General features: G+C 62.4%; 17 protein-coding genes. 8 read left to right on the top strand and 9 right to left on the bottom strand.

Annotated features, from left to right (window positions below; genetic code table 11):
- Nucleotides 1–9: 9 nt before the first annotated feature.
- Entirely contained in the window at nt 10–813 is an 804-nt protein-coding gene (gene hpaH, locus AC1DS5_RS05020; RefSeq protein ID WP_477717146.1) for a 2-oxo-hept-4-ene-1,7-dioate hydratase, read from the bottom strand.
- Between the two features lie 198 nt (nt 814–1,011).
- Entirely contained in the window at nt 1,012–1,995 is a 984-nt protein-coding gene (locus AC1DS5_RS05015; protein WP_477717145.1) for a Bug family tripartite tricarboxylate transporter substrate binding protein, read from the bottom strand.
- A 144-nt stretch (nt 1,996–2,139) separates the two neighbouring features.
- On the opposite strand from AC1DS5_RS05015, the gene AC1DS5_RS05010 reads away from it, so the two are divergent.
- Nucleotides 2,140–3,066: a LysR family transcriptional regulator gene (locus tag AC1DS5_RS05010; protein WP_477717144.1), complete on the top strand. Its 927-nt coding sequence runs from the start codon at nt 2,140–2,142 to the stop codon at nt 3,064–3,066.
- 114 nt (nt 3,067–3,180) lie between these two features.
- Here the strand turns inward: AC1DS5_RS05010 and AC1DS5_RS05005 are convergent, their stop codons facing one another.
- The 5 genes from AC1DS5_RS05005 to AC1DS5_RS04985 all read right to left on the bottom strand — a co-directional run bounded on the left by AC1DS5_RS05005 (nt 3,181) and on the right by AC1DS5_RS04985 (nt 8,060).
- Nucleotides 3,181–4,098 carry an RluA family pseudouridine synthase gene (locus AC1DS5_RS05005; RefSeq protein WP_477717143.1) on the bottom strand — a complete coding sequence of 306 codons (918 nt, stop codon included), beginning with the start codon at nt 4,096–4,098 and terminating at the stop codon, nt 3,181–3,183.
- 7 nt (nt 4,099–4,105) lie between these two features.
- Entirely contained in the window at nt 4,106–4,846 is a 741-nt protein-coding gene (gene trmB / locus AC1DS5_RS05000; protein ID WP_477717142.1) for a tRNA (guanosine(46)-N7)-methyltransferase TrmB, read from the bottom strand.
- A gap of 9 nt (nt 4,847–4,855) precedes the next feature.
- A complete protein-coding gene (gene gluQRS, locus AC1DS5_RS04995; protein WP_477717141.1) occupies nt 4,856–5,824 on the bottom strand; it encodes a tRNA glutamyl-Q(34) synthetase GluQRS in 969 nt (322 codons plus the stop codon).
- A gap of 45 nt (nt 5,825–5,869) precedes the next feature.
- Nucleotides 5,870–6,946: an NAD(P)/FAD-dependent oxidoreductase gene (locus AC1DS5_RS04990; RefSeq protein WP_477717140.1), complete on the bottom strand. Its 1,077-nt coding sequence runs from the start codon at nt 6,944–6,946 to the stop codon at nt 5,870–5,872.
- Nucleotides 6,947–7,103: 157 nt separating this feature from the next.
- On the bottom strand, nt 7,104–8,060 hold the full coding sequence (locus tag AC1DS5_RS04985; protein ID WP_477717139.1) for a LysR family transcriptional regulator: 957 nt from the start codon (nt 8,058–8,060) through the stop codon (nt 7,104–7,106).
- A gap of 122 nt (nt 8,061–8,182) precedes the next feature.
- Here AC1DS5_RS04985 and AC1DS5_RS04980 point away from each other — a divergent pair, with 122 nt between their 5' ends.
- From AC1DS5_RS04980 to AC1DS5_RS04955, 6 genes are all read left to right on the top strand, one after another.
- Nucleotides 8,183–8,884, top strand: coding sequence for a pirin family protein (locus AC1DS5_RS04980; RefSeq protein ID WP_477717138.1), 702 nt, complete (start codon nt 8,183–8,185; stop codon nt 8,882–8,884).
- A 126-nt stretch (nt 8,885–9,010) separates the two neighbouring features.
- Nucleotides 9,011–9,421, top strand: coding sequence for a DoxX family protein (locus AC1DS5_RS04975; RefSeq protein ID WP_477717137.1), 411 nt, complete (start codon nt 9,011–9,013; stop codon nt 9,419–9,421).
- Nucleotides 9,422–9,519: 98 nt separating this feature from the next.
- Nucleotides 9,520–10,074 carry a flavodoxin family protein gene (locus AC1DS5_RS04970; protein WP_477717136.1) on the top strand — a complete coding sequence of 185 codons (555 nt, stop codon included), beginning with the start codon at nt 9,520–9,522 and terminating at the stop codon, nt 10,072–10,074.
- Nucleotides 10,075–10,149: 75 nt separating this feature from the next.
- Entirely contained in the window at nt 10,150–10,557 is a 408-nt protein-coding gene (locus tag AC1DS5_RS04965; protein ID WP_477717135.1) for an OsmC family protein, read from the top strand.
- Nucleotides 10,554–11,438, top strand: a complete 885-nt coding sequence (locus AC1DS5_RS04960) for a pirin family protein (RefSeq protein WP_477717134.1) — start codon at nt 10,554–10,556, stop codon at nt 11,436–11,438. Before AC1DS5_RS04965 ends, AC1DS5_RS04960 begins: the two co-directional genes overlap by 4 nt.
- Nucleotides 11,439–11,513: 75 nt before the next feature.
- On the top strand, nt 11,514–12,209 hold the full coding sequence (locus AC1DS5_RS04955; RefSeq protein ID WP_477717133.1) for a DUF599 domain-containing protein: 696 nt from the start codon (nt 11,514–11,516) through the stop codon (nt 12,207–12,209).
- Between the two features lie 117 nt (nt 12,210–12,326).
- Here the strand turns inward: AC1DS5_RS04955 and egtB are convergent, their stop codons facing one another.
- Complete coding sequence (egtB, locus tag AC1DS5_RS04950) at nt 12,327–13,658, bottom strand: ergothioneine biosynthesis protein EgtB (protein WP_477717132.1); 1,332 nt, start codon at nt 13,656–13,658, stop codon at nt 12,327–12,329.
- A 50-nt stretch (nt 13,659–13,708) separates the two neighbouring features.
- Nucleotides 13,709–14,464 carry a sulfurtransferase gene (locus AC1DS5_RS04945; protein ID WP_477717131.1) on the bottom strand — a complete coding sequence of 252 codons (756 nt, stop codon included), beginning with the start codon at nt 14,462–14,464 and terminating at the stop codon, nt 13,709–13,711.
- Nucleotides 14,465–14,549: 85 nt separating this feature from the next.
- On the opposite strand from AC1DS5_RS04945, the gene dnaE reads away from it, so the two are divergent.
- Nucleotides 14,550–18,032, top strand: coding sequence for a DNA polymerase III subunit alpha (gene dnaE, locus AC1DS5_RS04940; protein WP_477717130.1), 3,483 nt, complete (start codon nt 14,550–14,552; stop codon nt 18,030–18,032).
- Nucleotides 18,033–18,043: the final 11 nt, after the last annotated feature.

Here is an 18,043-nt window from a genome sequence, read left to right as displayed (position 1 = left end):
ACCAAAGCCTCACATGAAGCGAAAGGAGATCGCACCCAAAGGGCCGTAATCGGCGTGAAAGGTATCGCCCGCCGCGCCGGCCACCGGGCGGGTGAAGGAGCCGCCCAGCACCACCTCGCCGGCGGCCAGGCCTTCGCCATGAAGCGCCAGTTTGTTGGCCAGCCAGGCGACGCCGTTGGCCGGGTGGTTCAGCACGGCGGCGGCCAGGCCGCTTTCTTCGATCACGCCGTTTTTGTAGAGCAGGGCGCCGCTCCAGCGCAGGTCGACCGCATCGGGTTTGACCGGACGGCCGCCCATCACGATGCCGGCATTGGCGGCGTTGTCGGCAATGGTGTCCAGCACCTTGCGCGGCGCCTTGGTGACGCGGTCGAGCTGCTCGATGCGGGCGTCGATGATCTCCAGCGCGGGCACAACGTAGTCCGTGGCGGCCAGCACGTCAAAAATCGTCACGTTCGGGCCGTGCAGGTCCTTACCCAGGATGAAGGCCAGCTCGACCTCGACGCGCGGCAGGATGAAACGCTGCACCGGGATGTCGGCGCCCTCGGGGAACAGCATGTCATCAAGCATGGCACCGTAGTCCGGCTCGGTGATCTGCGACGAAATTTGCATGGCGCGCGAGGTCAGGCCGATCTTGTGGCCCAGGATGCTGCGGCCCTCGTCCAGCTTGATCTGCACCCAGGCACGCTGGATGGCGTAGCTGTCGGCCATCTCCATGCCGGGGTAGCGTTTGGAGAAATGCTCGACCTGCACGCGGGTTTTTTCCGCCTGGTGCAGTTCGCGCGCCAGGGCCTGGTGGATGTCGGGGGTCAGCATGCCGGTGTCTCCTTGCTTGTCTTGGGTGAGTCTGGGCCTGGTGTGCTGCCTCGCTCTATCTGGAACATAAAACCGCGTCTTTTCACCCAGGATGTCGTTACAAATCCGCGCAATAGCGGAGCTATTGCTGTGGTTTGCGCCTAATCCTGGGCAAAAATCCATCGGTTTTATTTGTTCCATCAAGAGCGATGCAGCACACTAGGATTCGGCGGTGAAACCAATCGCTTTCACGATCGGGCCCCACTTCTCGGTGTCGGCCTTGAGCATGGCGGCCAGTTCCGCCGGACTGGACGATCGGGCTTCCAGGCCCATGGCGGCCAGGCCCTCGATCACTTCCTTGTTGGCCAGGGCGGTGCGAATGGCGGCGTTGGCTTTTGACACCACGTCCGCAGGCGCTTTTCCCGGCAGGTAAAAACCAAACCATTCACCGAAGACCAGGTCCTTGAGCCCTTGTTCCACCAAGGTGCTGGTGCCGGGGGTGAATCTATTGCGGCTGGCCCCCGAGGTGGCCAGCAGGCGGACCTTGCCACCGCTCAAATGCGGCAAGAACTCGCCCACCGGCGCCGACACGGCGGCGATCTGCCCACCCATCATGTCCAGGATGGCGGGCTGAGAACCGCGGAAACCGATGTGCTGCAAGTTGACCTTGCCGGCCCGGCCGATCAGCTCGCCAACAAAATGCGGTACGGAGCCCGGCGCCGGCGAGCCGAAGTTGGCGCTGGCGGGGTGGGCTTTGCACCACTCCAGGAATTCGGGGACGGTCTTGACCGATGCCGGAACTTGGGGGCCCACGGCGAAACCCATGTCGAACACCACGCCCAGCGATACGGGCGTCAAGTCAGCCACCGGGTCGTACTGCAGCTTTCTGTAGGTGTGCGGGTAGATGCCCAGCATCGACATCGGCGTCGCCAGCAAGGTGGCGCCGTCCGGAGCCGAGGCTTTCAGCGCCAATATGGCGATCTGCCCGCCCGCACCGGTGCGGGTGTCGACGACCGCCGCCTTGGCGTAGCTGCCGTTCAGTTGGGTGGCGGCCCGGCGGGCCAGCGTGTCCACCGTGCCGCCGGCCGCGAAGCCTGTCAGGATTTTCGCGGTTTCGATGGTTTGCGCCCGGCTGACCAGGGGCAGGCTGCCGGCGGCGGTGGCCAGGGCGAGGTGCAACAGTTCGCGGCGAGAAGTTTTCATGGGAGGTCTCCTGTCTGGTTGGTGGAACAAAGTGAAGGATCTGGCGAGAGATCAACTTCAGAGGCAGGCAGTTTGCAAGAGTGAACGCGCAACAACAAACGATAAATATTGGTGTATTGCTTAGGTTTTCTTCATAATCAACCCATGTCCTTGCCCCGCTATACCCTGCGCCAGCTCGATGCCTTCGTGACCGTGGCCGAGCTGCTGAGCTTCACCGCCGCCGCTGACCGGCTGGCGCTGAGCCCTTCGGCGGTGAGCCAACTGGTGGTCGAGCTGGAGTCCAGCCTGGACTTCAGGCTGTTCGAGCGCAGCACGCGCAAAGTGGCCCTGTCGGCGGCTGGCAAGGAGTTTTTCAGTTCGGCCCAGACCGTGCTCAAACACCTGCGCCTGGCCGAAGTGGCCGCTACCGACCTGCGCAACCGGGCAGCCGGGCTGGTGCGGGTGGCGGCCCCCATGGTGATCGCCAGCGCCATCCTGCCGCCCATCATTCGGGCCCACAGCCAGGACCGCCCCAAGCTCGTTGTGCGCATTCGGGACGCGGCGGTGGAGCAACTCACCGACATGGTGGCCAGCGGCGAGGTCGATCTGGCCGTCGGCCCCGACCGCCAGAGCAGCGACAACGTGCTGCGCATCAGCCTGTTCAGCAGCCCCTGGGTGTTGTGGTGCGCCAAAGACCATGCGCTGGCGGCCAAACGGGTGCTGCAATGGAGCGATTTACGTTCTCACGCATTGGTAACGGCGGGGCGTGACCACGAACTTAGCGTGGCGCAAATGGGCGCGGCTTTGCCAGAGGATGAGCGCATCAGCCCGCACGATGTGGTGGACAACATCTCCACCGCGCTCGGCCTGGCTGCAGCAGGCCTGGCCGCCACGGTGTCGCCCGCCTACGTGGCGCCCTGGGCCAAACGGCAGGGCCTGGTGATGCGCCGCATCGTGGAGCCCGAAGTCATGCGCCAGGTCTGCCTGTACCGGCCCGCCTATCGGATAGCGTCGCCCGCGACCGAAAGCTTTGCGGAATACCTGATGGAACGGCTCATGAAGGTACGCCAGGCCGCGACCCATGTTTCGTAACTTGTGTGTTTACGTATTAGGCTCTAACAAGTTATGGTTTAACTTGGCAGCATTGAACTGCCGCCGCCGATTTGCAGCCGACGCCTTCCTGGTCCGGCAGGCCCAGAACCCGGTTCAGGCCAATGACAAACAGAGCCTGCTCTGAAACTGCCTGGCCTGCCCGGTCACCGGGTCGGTAAAGGCAATCGATTTGGCCAGCAGTTGCAGGGGCAGGCCGTAGTCGTCCTCGGGTGTGGTTTCGACGGGCGGGTACATCCGGTCGTTCATGATGGGCAGACCCAGCGCGTTCATGTGCACACGCAACTGATGCTTTTTGCCGGTGACCGGGCTGAGCGCATAACGCGCCTTGTCGCCTTTGATTTCCAGCACATCAATACAGGTTTCGCTGTTGGGCTCGCCCGGCACTTCGCGCTGGCGAAAGAACGGCTCGTCCTCCACGATGCGGCTTTTGCGGGTGATGGGGAATGACAAATCATCGCGCCACGGCGCAATGGCTTCGTAGTGTTTGCTGACGCTGCGATGCCTGAACAAGGCCTGGTAGGCATTGCGCTCGGCGGGCTGAACTGAAAACAGCACCAGGCCCGCGGTTTCCCGGTCAATGCGGTGAATCGGGATCAGGCTGTCAATGCCCAAGCTGTTTTTAAGCCGCACCAGCAGTGTTTCTTGCAGGTAGGGGCCCGAAGGTGTGACAGGCAAGAAATGCGGCTTGTCGGCGACCACCAGGTGTTCGTCCTGGTAGAGCAGGATTTCTTCAAACGGAATGCGGGGCTCGTCGTCCAGGGCGCGGTAATAGTACAGCCGCATGTGGCCGCGGTAGGGGCGCCCGGGCGTGACGGCAACGCCAAATTCATCGACGACCAGGCCATCCCGCATGCGCTGAAGCCAGACCTCGCGCGTGATGGCGGGGAAGCGCTCAAGCAGAAAATCAGTGATGGTCGGCCAGTGACCCGCAGGCAAACCGACACAACTTGGGCTGACACCATCGCGGGTTGGCAGTCCATGCGGGGGCAGTCTGTTTACATCGTCGGACACAGAGGGCTCAAATACGCGTGAACACCACATCCCAGACACCATGCCCGAGCTTGATGCCGCGGTTTTCAAACTTGGTCAGGGGGCGGTAGTCGGGCTTGGGGGCGTAACCGTCACCCGACGTGTCAGCCGTGTTTTTCAGCAGGGCTTCGGCGCTCAGCACTTCGAGAATCTGCTCGGCATAGGGCTGCCAGTCGGTGGCGCAGTGCAGGTAGCCACCGGGTTTCAGCCTGGCCGCCAGCTTGGCAATCAGGGGCGCCTGGATCAGGCGGCGCTTGTTGTGTTTCTTTTTATGCCAGGGGTCTGGAAAGAAGATGTGAACGCCGTCCAGGCTGCCGGCTGGCAACATGTTGTCAATGACTTCGACGGCATCGTGCTGAAGGATGCGGATGTTGCCCAGGGCCTGCTCCTGGATACGCTTGAGCAGCGCGCCGACGCCGGGGGTGTGCACTTCGCAGCAGAGGAAATTTTTGTCGGGACTCAGTGCCGCAATGTGCGCCGTGGCCTCGCCCATGCCGAAGCCGATCTCCAGGATGGTGGGAGCCACCCGTTCAAAGGCGGCGGCGAAATTCAGGGGCGCAGGCGTGTAGGGCAGTAAAAACCGGGGGCCCACGTCTGTAAACGCCTTGGCCTGGCCGGCGGTCGTGCGGCCGGTGCGCCGGACAAAACTCCGGATGTTGCGGGGATGGCTCGCGTCGGTGGACGGGCCCTCGGGGAAGTCGGTGGCGTTGGGGGCGGGGTTTTCAATCACAACGCGATTTTAGTGCGCCGCGTCTGGATGACGGCTTGCCCATTGGGGCACCGCCTGCTGCAGCCATGCTGCCGGTGTGCCGGCTGCGGCATTGCCCTGCAGGCCCAGCAATTGACCGGCCTGCTGAAGCACGGCAAGCGGGTGGCTGGTGTCCAGCGGCTGGGCGCCGTTTTGTTTGGACAGCTTTTCGCCGTTGCGCCCCAGCACCAGGGGGGTGTGCAGATAACGCGGCTGGGGCAGGGCGAGTGCGCGTTGCAACAGGATTTGCCGCGCCGTGTTGTCGGCCAGATCCTGGCCGCGCACGATGTCGGTCACGCCCTGGGCTGCGTCGTCCACCACCACGGCCAACTGGTAGGCCCAGAGGCCATCTGCGCGCTTGAGCACAAAATCGCCGACTTCGCGGCTCACGTTTTGCGCCTGGCTGCCCAGCAGCCGGTCTTGCCACACCACGTCGCCACCTTCTTTTGCGATGGCTATTGATGGAACAGCGCGTTGTGTCTGAGGGGATCCTGCCAGCGGCATGTTTTCCCGAGGTGTTTCCGTGAGGAAGCGCCAGGCGCGGGCAGGACGGCCGTTCAGGCCCTGTCGGCAGGTGCCCGGATAAACCAGCTCGCCGTGGCGTGCCCGCGCTTGTCCGCTGGCCGCAAGTGCGCGTGCAATGTCCTGCCGCGTGCAGGCGCAGGGGTAGGCCAGGCGCCGTGCCACGAGCTGATCCAGCGCGCTTTGGTACAAGGCGCTGCGCTGTGACTGGTATACCGGTGCTTCATCGGGCAGCAGCCCGCAGGTTGCGAGCTGCGCAAGAATGGTCTGGTCCGCACCCGGCACACAACGGGGCGTATCGACATCTTCGATGCGCACCAGCCACTGCCCGTGGTGAGCGCGGGCATCGAGCCAGCTCGCCAATGCCGCTACGAGCGAACCTGCATGCAGCGGGCCGGTTGGCGAAGGCGCGAACCGGCCAATGTAGGGGGCTCCCACGCCGGGTCACTCCGCGTGCTGCGCTGTGCCGGCCATGGGTATCGGCTAGGCGATAGCCAGGGCCATTTCCAGGCCTGACAGGAAGCCGTCTTCAACCCGGTGGCCCAGGCACCAGTCGCCGCAGGCGCCAATGCGGGATTTCGGGTCCCAGGCATGGCTCTTTCCCAGGGGCTCGATGGTTTGGGCATGGCGCCAGCGGTGCACCACGGCGTGTGGCGGCTGCGCCCGTATGCCGGTGACTTCCGTGAAGGCCTTGAGCAGTTTGGCTTTCACGCGTTCGGCGTCGTCTTCCAGATGGCGTTCCGACCATTCCGGGCTGGCCTGGACGGTCCAGCGTTCGATCGGGCTGCGCCCGGGCTTGGAGGACTCGCGGGCCAGCCAGGCGATGCGGTGGTGGGTGCTGCGCGCCGCATTCCAGTGCGGGCCCAGATGCGACAGTGTGGGCTGGAGGGCTTGCGGAAAAGCCAGCATCAGGCTCCAGCAGGGCGCCACGCTGACGTCGGCCATCGCCGCCCTCAGCGGTTTGCCCTGTTGTGAGTTCAGCAGCAAGCCATCGGCCTGCGATGAGGGCACGGCCAAAACCACAGCGTCAAAGCCCGAGTGAACCCGGTTGCTGGCGCCAGGGCCGTCGGTCTGCAGCTGCCAGCGCTCCGGGTGCAGCCTGTCGGCTTCCAGCCGGACCACTTCGGTTTCAAGCACCAGTTTACCGGCCGCTGCCAGGGGCTCGGCCCACCGGCGAACCAGCGCGTTCATGCCGGGGGTGGCAACCCAGTGGGCTTCCTTGGGCGGCAGCGAAGAGGCCACGACGCGGCCCAGCTCATCGAGAATGCGAACGGTATTGGCGCTCCAGGGGCGTACCAGCCCGGGGACTGTGGCCAATGCTTTTTCAAAGCGCGCGTCACGCACCGTGAAGTACTGGGTGCCGTGGTCGAATCCACCAAACTCGCTGTCCCGGGTGGCCATGCGTCCACCCGCCCCCTTGCTTTTCTCGAAGACAGTAACCTGGTGCCCGGCTTGTGTCAGCGTGCGCGCACAGGCGATGCCGGCGATGCCGGCACCCACCACGGCGATGTGGCGCTGTTTGAATTTTTCAGGTGAAGCAGTGCGGGATTTCTTTGTCATGTCTCTCTACTTTTTCTGGTTGGGTGAAAGGGGTGTTTGACTCGTCCATCCATCGGTTCAAAAATTCATTTACAGCGCAACCATAAACGAAATCCATAAGCGCACTCTACACGCAGGCGCGGCCAGCCGGCCTGCAGGGCACGGTTTTACAACGGTTTTAAATGGATTGCTCGCGTTCCAGCAATGCTTTGCGGGTGGTGGGATGGTCCAGTTGCCCCAGCCACCACTGCAGGGCACGTCCTTCGCTGCCGGTGGTGCGGCGCCAGGCGTAGCTCACAGGCACCAGGCGCGCCGCCCGCTGCATCCTCTTTTCCACCAGCCGGCCCGTGGCGATGTGGGGCCGCGCCAGGTATTCCGGCAAAAACCCTCCGCCCAGGCCGCGCAGCTGTGCGTCGAGTTTTTCCTGCATGCCCGGCACGGTAAATATGTCCTGGCCGCCTAGCAGGCCCATTGTCACGCCGCTGCCCCGCTGCACCGAGTCGGCGACAGCCACGGCGCGGTGCGGCATGAGCATCGCGTCCGTGATGGGTTCCGCGGCCTGGGCCAGCGGATGATGGGGTGCCACGGCGTAGACGAAATGGATGGTGCCCAGTGGCCTGCTCTGCAGCGCCTTGCTCGGCGCCGGCTTGGTATCCACGTTGATCGCGACACCGATGGCCAGGTCGGCCTGGCCTGAGGTCAGGGCTTCCAGTGTGCCGGACAAAGCCTCTTCACGTATCCGCAAGCGGGTGGGCGGGTCCAGCGCAAAAAATGCCTCGCACAGCTCCATCACGGTGGTGCGCGAAATCACGCTATCGACAGCCAGCGTGAGCTCCGGTTCCCAGCCCGTTGCCACGCGCTTGACGCGATTGGCCACCGCATCGAGTTCAGCCAGCAGGCGGTTGCCTTCGCGCAGCAGTTCCTTGCCGGCTTCGGTCAGTCTGGCCTGTCGCGACGAGCGGTCAAACAGCAGCACATCGAGCGCATCTTCCACCTGGCGAATCCGGTAGGTCAGGGCGCTGGGCACCACGCCCAACTCCCGGGCGGCGGCGGCCATGCTTCCGGTGCGGTGCACGGCACCGATCAGTCCGATGGCTTCGGGGGTGAGGGCATCACGGACCGCAGTGTTAATCATTGGGCTCTAAAGGTTCAAATAATTTGAATGATGCCATCAAATGAAAGCAATTGCCAGGAGGGTTCTGGCTCTTACATTGGAGTCATTGCAACGCACTCAACGCACCTTGAAAGGAGCACGGGATGATGACCTTAAGAACTTCCAGCGAACGAGGCTATGCCGACCACGGATGGCTTAAATCGTTTCATTCCTTTTCGTTTGCCGGCTACTACGACCCGGCCCACATGGGTTTTGGCAACCTGCGCGTCATCAATGAGGACCGCATTGCGGCGGGCAGGGGCTTTGGCACGCACGGCCACAAGGACATGGAAATCATCAGCTATGTGCTGAGCGGCGAGCTGGCGCACAAGGACAGCATCGGTAACGTGAAGGGCATCCCGCCCGGTGATGTGCAGCGCATGAGTGCCGGCACCGGCGTGCAGCACAGCGAATTCAACCATGCCGAAGGCCAGACCACGCACTTCCTGCAAATCTGGATCGAACCGAACGTGACAGGGATTGTCCCCAGCTATGAGCAAAAAACTTTCCCGGAGGCCGAGAAGCGCGGCGCACTGCGCCTGGTGGCCTCGCCGGACGGCGCGCAGGGCTCTGTCATGATCCATGCAGATGCCAGCATTCGTGCGGGCCTGTTTGACGGTGACGAAGCTGCCACACTGGCGCTGGATCCGTCGCGTAAAACCTATGTGCACCTGATCCGGGGGCAGCTTGAGGTGAACGGCCAGCTGCTTCGCTCGGGTGATGCTGCCGCCCTGCAATCGGAAAGCCAGTTGCGGCTGGGCCGGGGGCAATCGGCCGAAGTTCTGGTCTTTGATTTGGCGCCTTGAGACGCTGCAAGACTAAAAGTATCAAAGGCAAGGTTCAATGTGATAGCGCTTGCCTATCATGATTTTTTGATCCATCATTTTCTTCATTTTTCTTCATTTGCTTTTCTAATTAAATAAGGACTCACCATGTTTGCATCTCTCCAAAATCCTTTGTCGCTGATTGGCCGCGTCTTGCTGGCGTTGCTGTTCGTGCCTGCGGGTTTCAGCAAAATCGGCGGCTTCGCCGGCACGACTGGCTTCATCGCATCCCAGGGCGTTCCTTTTCCCGAAGTGGCCACCGCGGCAGCGATTGGTGTCGAGCTGGGCCTGGGGCTGCTGCTGCTGGTGGGCCTGCAAACCCGCTGGGCGGCGCTTGGCATGGCCCTGTTCACGGTCGTGATCACCTTTGTCTTTCACAAGTACTGGGCGGTGCCGGCTGATCAGGTCATGATGCAGCAGCAAGCCTTCTTCAAGAATATTGCCGTGGTGGGTGGCTTGCTCACGGTGGCAGCATGGGGTGCGGGTGCCTGGAGCCTGGACGCCAAGCGCGCGGACTAGTCATGGCCCCTGCCACGGCGGGTGTAGAGCCCCGCCATGGCAGTTGATTTCCGGATTCTTCCTGATTTATTCACCTGCTTTCTTCAACGAGGACAAGAATGCCGAAAGTCGTAGTGCTCTACCACTCCGGGTATGGCCATACCCAGCGCATGGCGCAGTCGGTGGCGGAAGGTGCCGGGGCTGAACTCCTGGCCATCGACGCCGATGGCAACCTGCCCGACGGTGGCTGGGAAATCCTCGATGCGGCAGATGCCATCATCATGGGCTCTCCCACCTACATGGGAAGTGTCAGCTGGCAGTTCAAGAAATTTGCTGATGCTTCTTCCAGGCCCTGGTACACGCAGGCCTGGAAAGACAAGCTGTTTGCCGGCTTCACCAACAGCGCAGCCCTCGATGGTGACAAGATGTCGACACTCCATTACCTCTTTACCCTGGCCATGCAGCATGGGGGTATCTGGGTGAGCCATGGCATCTTGCCCAGTACCGGCAAGGCCGCACAGCGCAACGATGCCAATTACCTGGGCTCCTACAGCGGCGCCATTGCCCAGACACCGTCGGATGCCGGCGCCGGCGAGATGTTTCCGGGTGACCTGGAAACGGCCCGGAGCCTGGGCAGGCGCGTGGCCGAGGTGGCGCTAAAGTTTCAGCGTTAAAGTCAGGTACGCATCAGCTTTTTTGGCGCTGGCCTTTCGTTTTCAGCTTACCTTTCATTCGTACAGGAATTCCTCATGTCCATCGAACTGCAACGCGACCGCTCGGCGGCAATGGCCCAGAAACTCAGCATCCGCAGCCATGCGCTGATGGTCGATGGGAGCGTGGCCGAAGGCGGCGCCGACATCGGCCCCAGCCCGCACGATTTGTACGATGCAGCGCTGGGCGCCTGCAAATCCGTTACCCTCATGTGGTACGCCCGCAAGAAAGGGATTCCGGTCGACGACATCCATACGCTGGTAGAGCGCGACGACTCCGGTGAACGCAGCGGTGTGTACCGCCTGGCGACCACCTTGCGGATCCGGGGTGATCTGACGGAAGCCCAGTTGCAGGAGTTGCAGGCCGTTGCGCAAAAATGTCCCGTCCATAAACTCATGACCACCGTCACCACTGAAATCACAACCGCTGTGGAGAGACTGTCATGAGCGTGCAACTCAAGCTGACCGGGCACAACAAGGACCTGGGCGGAGGCTTCCTGGTGCGGCGCCTGCTGCCCGCGGGGCGGCGGCAGTCCGTGGGACCGTTCATCTTTTTTGATCACTTCGGCCCGGTCACGGTACAGCCGGGCGCCGGCCATGATGTGCGGCCGCATCCGCATATCGGGCTGGCCACGGTCACTTACCTGTTTGAAGGCGCGATGATGCACCGCGACAGCGTGGGCTCTGTTCAGCGCATTGAGCCGGGTGCGATCAACTGGATGACGGCCGGTCGCGGCATTGTGCACTCCGAGCGCGCTCCCGAGGATTTGCGGAGCAAGACCTACGTGAACCACGGCCTGCAGCTGTGGGCCGCCTTGCCCCAGGCGTATGAAGAAGCGGCCCCGGACTTCTCGCACACGCCTGCGTCGGCCATTCCTGCGGTGTCGGTCGATGGGGCTGACGTGCGGGTGCTGATTGGCGAGGCGTTTGGTGCAACATCGCCGGTCAGGACATTTTCCAAAACCATTTACCTGGATATCCAGCTCGCGGCAAATGCGACACTGCAATTGCCGGCGCTGGCCGAGGAGCTTGCGATTTATCCTGTGGATGGTGATGTGACGGTGGACGGCGAGCCGGTTGCGGCGGGTACTCTGGCCACGCTGGCGGCGGGTGCTGGCGCGACCATCAGCAGCGGCGCGCCGGCGAGGTTGGTCGTGATAGGCGGGGAGCCGCTCGATGCCCCCCGGTTTATCTGGTGGAACTTTGTCTCCAGCCAGAAGGCGCGCATTGTGCAAGCCAGTGATGACTGGGAGGCTCAAGCCATGGGTCATGTGGGCGGGGAAACCGAATTCATTCCCCTGCCTGAACGAAAATTCGCCGCCAGTTAGGCGCTGCCTTTTCGCGGCTTTTTTTGCATGTACCTTGCACGTACTTTGCGCGTATCTTGCACGTAAGATGGCGCGATGAAAATCTTCGCGCTGCTTCCCTGGGGTGACTGGCTGGCCATCGTCTGGTTTTTCTCGGGCTGGATAGGCTATGCCTGGTTTGCCCGGCATTACGGCGTGCAACGGCCTTCGCTGCTGCAGACCACCAACCGCTACCGGCACTACTGGCTGTTGCAGGCCACCGCCCGCGACCCGCGGGTCATCGACGGAATCATCACGCAAAACCTGTCGAGCACGCCGGCCTTTTTTTCCTCAACCACCATCATCATCATCGGCGGCCTGTTCGCGCTGCTGGGTACGACCGACAAGGCGACGGAGCTGGTGCGGGAGATCCCGTTTGCGGTCCGGACCTCTGTGCTGATTTTTGACCTCAAGGTCATCATGATGGTGGGCGTGTTTGTGTACGCTTTTTTCCGCTTCAGCTGGTCCATGCGCCAGTACACCTTTGTCGCGCTGGTGATTGGCTCCATGCCGTCGCCGCAGGAGTTTGAACAGGGCAAGTTTGACCGTGAAATGTTTGCCCTGCGGGCCAGTCGCCTGGTGGGGCTGGCCGCCGAGACCTTCAACGACGGGCTGCGCGCCTATTACCTCAGCTTTGCCATCATGGCGTGGTTTTTCTCCACCATTGCCTTTGCATTGGCCACGGCTGTGGTGCTGCTGATTCTCTACAACCGTGAATTTGACTCCGACGTGCTGGGCGTTTTGCGGGAATAAGTAGCCCCCACGCTTGCCACTTCGTGTGCTGCGCTGCCCCCCGAGGGGGCTGTGCTTGCTTGGGGCGGCCCTGCGCGGCGCACGGCCCGGCGGAGAATTTTCTCTTCGTTGAAACTCTCAGGTGATGTCGCGCGCCAGCCGCAGGCCGCTGAACTGCCATTGGGCATCGGGCGGGAAAAAGTTGCGGTAGCTCGCGCGAATATGGCTTTGCGGCGTGGCGCACGAGCCGCCGCGCAGCACAAACTGGTTGCACATGAACTTGCCGTTGTATTCGCCCACCAGCCCCTCCCAGGGTTTGTAGCCGGGGTAGGGGTTGTAGTTGGACTGCGTCCACTCCCAGACATCGCCAAACATCTGCGCGGGAGCGCCCTGGCTGGGCTGCTGCAGTGGCAAGGGGTGGTAGGCCGCATTCTCGACAAAGTTCCCCGGCCGTTCGCCTGGCGGCGCGGGGAGGGCGCGGGCCGCCGCTTCCCATTCAAACTCGGTGGGAAGCCGCGCGCCAGCCCAGCGCGCAAACGCATCGGCCTCAAAGTAGCTCAGATGGCACGCGGGGGTATTCGAGTCTACTTCCACCAGCCCTTGCAGCGTGAAGTTGCGGTAGTTGGCATCCGCGTGGGTATCGGGGAGATCGCCCTGCCAGTAAAGCGGTAAACGGCGCTGACCGGCTTCCACCCAGTCCCATCCCATGGACAGCCATAACTCGGGCCGCTGATAGCCGCCATCGGCGATGAAGGCCATCATTTCCCCATTGGTCACCAGCCTGCTCGCCAGCTCAAAGGGGGCAACATGGACGCGGTGACGCGGTATTTCGTTGTCAAACGCAAACCCGCCATCCCGTCCGGTGTCAAAGCCGTGCTCTGTCAGGCCGCCGGCGTAGCCATGCCAGCGCAGCGGCTGGGGATGGATGCCGGCCAGCGGCCAGCGTCTGGCATAGGCGGGCCGCTGCGGATTGAAGGACAGGGCATGCTTGATGTCGGTGAGCAGCAGCTCCTGATGCTGTTGCTCGTGATGCAGGCCCAGCGTGACGAGTTGCGCGAGTTCGCCCTGGCCGGCCCGCCGGCCTGCAGCCAGCACGTTCAGCACACGTTCATTGACCTGTGCACGGTAAGCCAGTACTTCCTCAAGCGAAGGGCGGCTGATCAGGCCGCGCTGTGGCCGCGGGTATTTAGCCCCAACGCCGTTGTAATAGCTGTTGAACAGCACGCGGAAGCCAGGATTGAAAGGTGTGAAGCCCGGCTCGAACCTCTCCAGGACGAAGGTCTCAAAAAACCAGGTGAGGTGCGCCAGATGCCACTTGGCCGGGCTTGCCTCCGGCATGGACTGGAGCTGGCAGTCTTCAGCGCTTAGCGGCTGTATGAGAGCCTCGGTCTGGGCGCGGACCTGCTGAAAGCGCTTTTCCAGATCGGAAGCCGGCGTGACGGTGCGAAGCACGGGTTGTGAGGGAGTCATGGGTTATCGCCTTGGGGGTGATTTCCGCAGCTTTCCATAGCTTGCCCCCGTCAGCTGTCAGACAAAGCGCCGACCTGCACCCGGGGATTGAGCGCCGGATCCAGGGCCCGGCGTTCGTCAAAGACAAAACACTCGCCCTCAAAGTGGGCGTGGCCGCTTTCCTCAAAATACTTCAGGATGCCGCCGTCGAGCTGGTAAACATGCGCCACGCCTGCCTCCTGCATGAGAATCGCGGCTTTTTCACAGCGAATCCCGCCCGTGCAAAAACTTACAACGGTTTTGTCTTGCAACTCTTCACGGTGATCCAGCAAGGCTTGCGGAAACTCGGTGAACTTGTCGATGCGCCAGTCGATGGCATTCCTGAAGGTGCCGACATCGACCTCAAACGCGTTGCGCGTGTCCAGTGTCACCACGGGGCGACCCTGGTCATCGTGCCCGCTGTCCAGCCAGCGCTTGAGCGTGGCGGCGCCAACGGCTGGTGCCCGGCCGGCAGAAGGCCGGATAGCCGGGTGATTCGTGCGGATGATTTCAGGCTTGATCTTGATCAGCAACTTGCGAAAGGGCTGTCCTGCGGACCAGCTTTCCTTGGTTTCCAGGCCATGAAAACGGGCGTCGGTTCGCAGCCATGCCAAAAAATCATGAATGTCGGTGCGGCCGGCGGCCAGAAAGAGGTTGATGCCTTCTTCCGCGAGCAGCACGGTGCCCTTGATGCCGCGCGATTGCGCGGCCGCCAGCACCCCTGCCTGCAGCTCGGGCAGGCCGTCCAGCGCGACAAATTTATACGCTGCAATGTTCAGAATTTGCATGATGCGGCTAATTGTAGGCAAGGCGCGGGCGGGCAATGGGGGTATTGGCGAAATGGGCGGTGGCCCCAGCCCTAAAATGAAGCACATGTTTGTCCATTTACGTATCCACACCGAGTTTTCAGTCGTCGACGGGACCAACCGCATTGATGAGATTGTTCAGGCCACCGCGGCCGACCAGCAGCCGGCACTGGCCATTACCGACCTGAGCAACCTGTTCGGCACGGTCAAGTTCTACAAGGAAGCCCGTGGCGCCGGGGTGAAGCCTTTGATAGGTGCCGACGTCTGGGTGCAGGTTCCGGGAAAAGATGCTGCGACGCCTGCGGCCCGCCTGCTGCTGCTGGTGCAAAGCCACAGGGGTTACCTCAATCTGTCGGAGCTGCTCACGCGCGCCTGGACCAAAAACGTGGTGCGCGACCAGGCCGTGATCAAGCTGGAGTGGCTTGAAGAACTGAACGAGGGCCTGATTGCGCTGTCGGGCGCCCAGGGTGGCGCCGTGGGCCAGGCCTTGCTTCAGGGGGACGACGCACGGGCGCTGGAGTGCGCCCTGCACCTGGCGGGTCTGTTTCCCCACCGCTTTTACCTGGAGCTGCAGCGCGCCCAGCGTCCGGATGACGAGCGCCATGTGGCGGCGGCCGTCCAGCTGGCTGCCCGGCTTAAGCTGCCGGTGGTGGCCACGCATCCCGTGCAGTTCCTCACCTACGACGACTACGAGGCGCACGAGGCGCGTGTCTGCATTGCCGAAGGTGAAATACTGGGGAACACACGCCGTGTGCGCAAGTTCACGCGCGAGCAATATTTCAAGTCGGCAGCGCAAATGACGCAGCTCTTTGCCGATGTGCCATCGGCGCTGGCCAATACGCTGGAAATTGCCAGGCGCTGCAACCTCAAGCTCGAGCTGGGCAAGCCCATGCTGCCCGACTATCCGACGCCGGAAGTCGATGGTGTGCGCCTGCCCATTGATGCCTACTTTCGCCATGCCTCGTTCGAAGGGCTGGAAGAGCGCCTGGCGCACCTGTACCCTGATGCGGCCTTGCGCGACCAGAAGCGGCCGGGCTATGTCGAGCGGCTGGAGTTCGAGATCAACACCATCCTGAAGATGGGGTTTCCGGGCTACTTCCTGATCGTGGGCGATTTCATCAACTGGGCCAAGAACAACGGCTGCCCGGTGGGGCCTGGCCGCGGCTCGGGTGCGGGCTCGCTGGTGGCCTATGCCCTGAAGATCACCGACCTCGACCCGCTGCAGTACAACCTGCTGTTCGAGCGTTTCCTGAATCCTGAGCGGGTTTCCATGCCCGACTTCGATATTGACTTTTGCCAAACCAACCGCGATCGCGTGATTGACTACGTGAAGGACAAATACGGCAAGGAGGCGGTGAGCCAGATCGTGACCTTCGGCACCATGGCGGCGCGCGCCGCCATTCGGGACGTGGGGCGTGTGCTGGATTTCCCGTACGGGTTTTGCGACGGCATTTCCAAGCTGATTCCCAACAAGCCGGGCCAGCACATCACGATTGAAAAGGCCAAGGAGGCCGAGCCGATCCTGGCCGAGCGCGAGCGCAAGGAAGAAGACGTACGCACCCTGCTGGAACTGGCGCAAAAGCTGGAAGGCCTGACCCGCAACGTCGGCATGCACGCCGGGGGCGTACTGATTGCGCCGAGCAAGCTGACCGATTTTTGCCCGCTCTACGCCCAGCCCGGCAGCGACTCCGCGGTGAGCCAGTTTGACAAGGACGACGTGGAGGCCATTGGCCTCGTGAAGTTCGACTTCTTGGGTCTGGCCACCCTCACCATTCTGGAAATAGCGCGGGAATTCATCATCCAGCGCCATCCGGCGCAAAAGAATTTCAGGTTCGAGGACCTGCCGCTGAACGACCAGAAGGTGTATGCCCTGTTTGGCAGCGGTCAGACCGAAGCCGTGTTCCAGTTTGAAAGTATCGGCATGCAGCGCATGCTCAAGGATGCCAAACCCAACCGGCTGGAAGACCTGATCGCGATGAACGCGCTCTACCGCCCCGGGCCGATGGAGCTGATCCCGACTTACATTGCGCGCAAGCAGGGCAAGGAAGAACCGGAATACCCCGACCCACGCGTCAAGCCCATCCTGGAAGAGACCTACGGCATCATGGTCTACCAGGAGCAGGTGATGCAGACCGCGCAGATCCTGGGCGGCTATTCACTCGGCGGCGCCGACCTGTTGCGCCGTGCGATGGGCAAGAAGAAGAAAGAGGAGATGGATGCCCAGCGCGAGGTGTTCCGCAAGGGCGCCGGCGAGAACGGCCTGACGCTGGAAAAAGCCGACGAAGTCTTTGACCTGATGGAAAAGTTTGCAGGGTACGGCTTCAACAAGTCGCACTCTGCCGCCTACGCGCTGCTGGCCTACCATACGGCCTGGCTCAAGGTGCACTACACCGCCGAATTCTTTGCGGCCAATATGACCGTGGAGATGGACGACACCGACAAGCTCAAGGTGTTGTTCGGCGATGCCCAGAAAATGGGCATCCAGTTTGAGTCCCCCGACATCAACCGCGGCGACTACCGGTTCGAGCCGATCAGCGCCACATCGGTGCGCTATGGCCTGGGCGCTGTCAAGGGCACCGGCCAGCAGGCGATTGCGGCGATCGTGGTGGCCCGCAAGGAAGGCGGCCCCTTCACTTCGCTGTACGACTTCTGCGTTCGCGTGGACCGCAGCAAGTTGAACAAGCGCACCGTGGAAGCGCTCATCAAGGGGGGGGCGTTTGACAACCTGCATCTGAACCGTGCCGAGCTGCTCGCGTCGGTCGACCGTGCCTTCGAGTTTGCCGCCGCCACTGAAGCCAATGCCAACCAGGGCGGACTGTTTGACATGTCCGACTCGCATGCCGCCAGCACCCAGGAGCCGGCGCTGGTCGAGGCGGTTCCGTTCGGCGTGAAAGCGCGCCTGGTGCTTGAAAAAACCGCCATCGGCTTTTACCTTTCAGGCCACCTGTTTGACGAGGTCGAGACCGAAGTGCGGCAGTTTGCCAAGCGCAAGATTGAAGACCTGATTGACTCCCGAGAGCCACAGCTGCTGGCCGCCATTCTCAGTGATTTGCGGGTGATTAACGGCAACCGGGGCAAGCTGATAATTTTCAAGCTCGACGACAAGACCGATGTGCTGGAAGCCTCGGTGGACGAGACTGTCTTCAACGCCAACCGCAACCTGCTGAAAGACGACGAACTGGTGATTGTGCAAGGCACGCTGCAGGGCGCTTCCGAGCGTTTCGGGCGGCGCTTCAAGGTCACACAGGTCTGGGACCTTGAGACGGCGCGCTGCAAGTTCGGCAAATATTTGCGCGTGGCGGTCAATGGCGCAGCGCCCGATATTTCGAGGCTGGTTCGAGACTTTCCACCGCGCCCCGAAATGACGGAGCAGGGGGAACTGAAGCGCGGTTTACCGGTGCGCCTGAGCCTGCGCCGGCAAGACGGCAGGGTGGGCGCCACCGCCGAACTTCATCTGGGTGAAGCCGCCCGGTTCTTTCCGACCGATGCCGCGCTGGCCAGCTGGATGGCGCAGGCCGACCGGGGGTTGGTGCAGATTGTTTATGAGTGAAAAAAGGCCTG

The organism is Polaromonas sp. P4_H1 (assembly GCF_056400945.1).
The sequence above is the reverse complement of the archived record's forward strand: the minus strand, read 5'-3'. Positions and strand labels throughout refer to the sequence as shown.

Coding starts and splice junctions, on each gene's coding strand:
- AC1DS5_RS04985 (WP_477717139.1), bottom strand. CDS start 8,060: ATGATTAACACTGCGGTCCGTGATGCCCTCACCCCCGAAGCCATCGGA.
- AC1DS5_RS04990 (WP_477717140.1), bottom strand. CDS start 6,946: ATGACAAAGAAATCCCGCACTGCTTCACCTGAAAAATTCAAACAGCGC.
- AC1DS5_RS04945 (WP_477717131.1), bottom strand. CDS start 14,464: ATGCAAATTCTGAACATTGCAGCGTATAAATTTGTCGCGCTGGACGGC.
- AC1DS5_RS04980 (WP_477717138.1), top strand. CDS start 8,183: ATGATGACCTTAAGAACTTCCAGCGAACGAGGCTATGCCGACCACGGA.
- AC1DS5_RS05015 (WP_477717145.1), bottom strand. CDS start 1,995: ATGAAAACTTCTCGCCGCGAACTGTTGCACCTCGCCCTGGCCACCGCC.
- egtB (WP_477717132.1), bottom strand. CDS start 13,658: ATGACTCCCTCACAACCCGTGCTTCGCACCGTCACGCCGGCTTCCGAT.
- hpaH (WP_477717146.1), bottom strand. CDS start 813: ATGCTGACCCCCGACATCCACCAGGCCCTGGCGCGCGAACTGCACCAG.
- AC1DS5_RS04955 (WP_477717133.1), top strand. CDS start 11,514: ATGAAAATCTTCGCGCTGCTTCCCTGGGGTGACTGGCTGGCCATCGTC.
- dnaE (WP_477717130.1), top strand. CDS start 14,550: ATGTTTGTCCATTTACGTATCCACACCGAGTTTTCAGTCGTCGACGGG.
- AC1DS5_RS04960 (WP_477717134.1), top strand. CDS start 10,554: ATGAGCGTGCAACTCAAGCTGACCGGGCACAACAAGGACCTGGGCGGA.
- AC1DS5_RS04965 (WP_477717135.1), top strand. CDS start 10,150: ATGTCCATCGAACTGCAACGCGACCGCTCGGCGGCAATGGCCCAGAAA.
- AC1DS5_RS04970 (WP_477717136.1), top strand. CDS start 9,520: ATGCCGAAAGTCGTAGTGCTCTACCACTCCGGGTATGGCCATACCCAG.
- AC1DS5_RS04975 (WP_477717137.1), top strand. CDS start 9,011: ATGTTTGCATCTCTCCAAAATCCTTTGTCGCTGATTGGCCGCGTCTTG.
- AC1DS5_RS05010 (WP_477717144.1), top strand. CDS start 2,140: ATGTCCTTGCCCCGCTATACCCTGCGCCAGCTCGATGCCTTCGTGACC.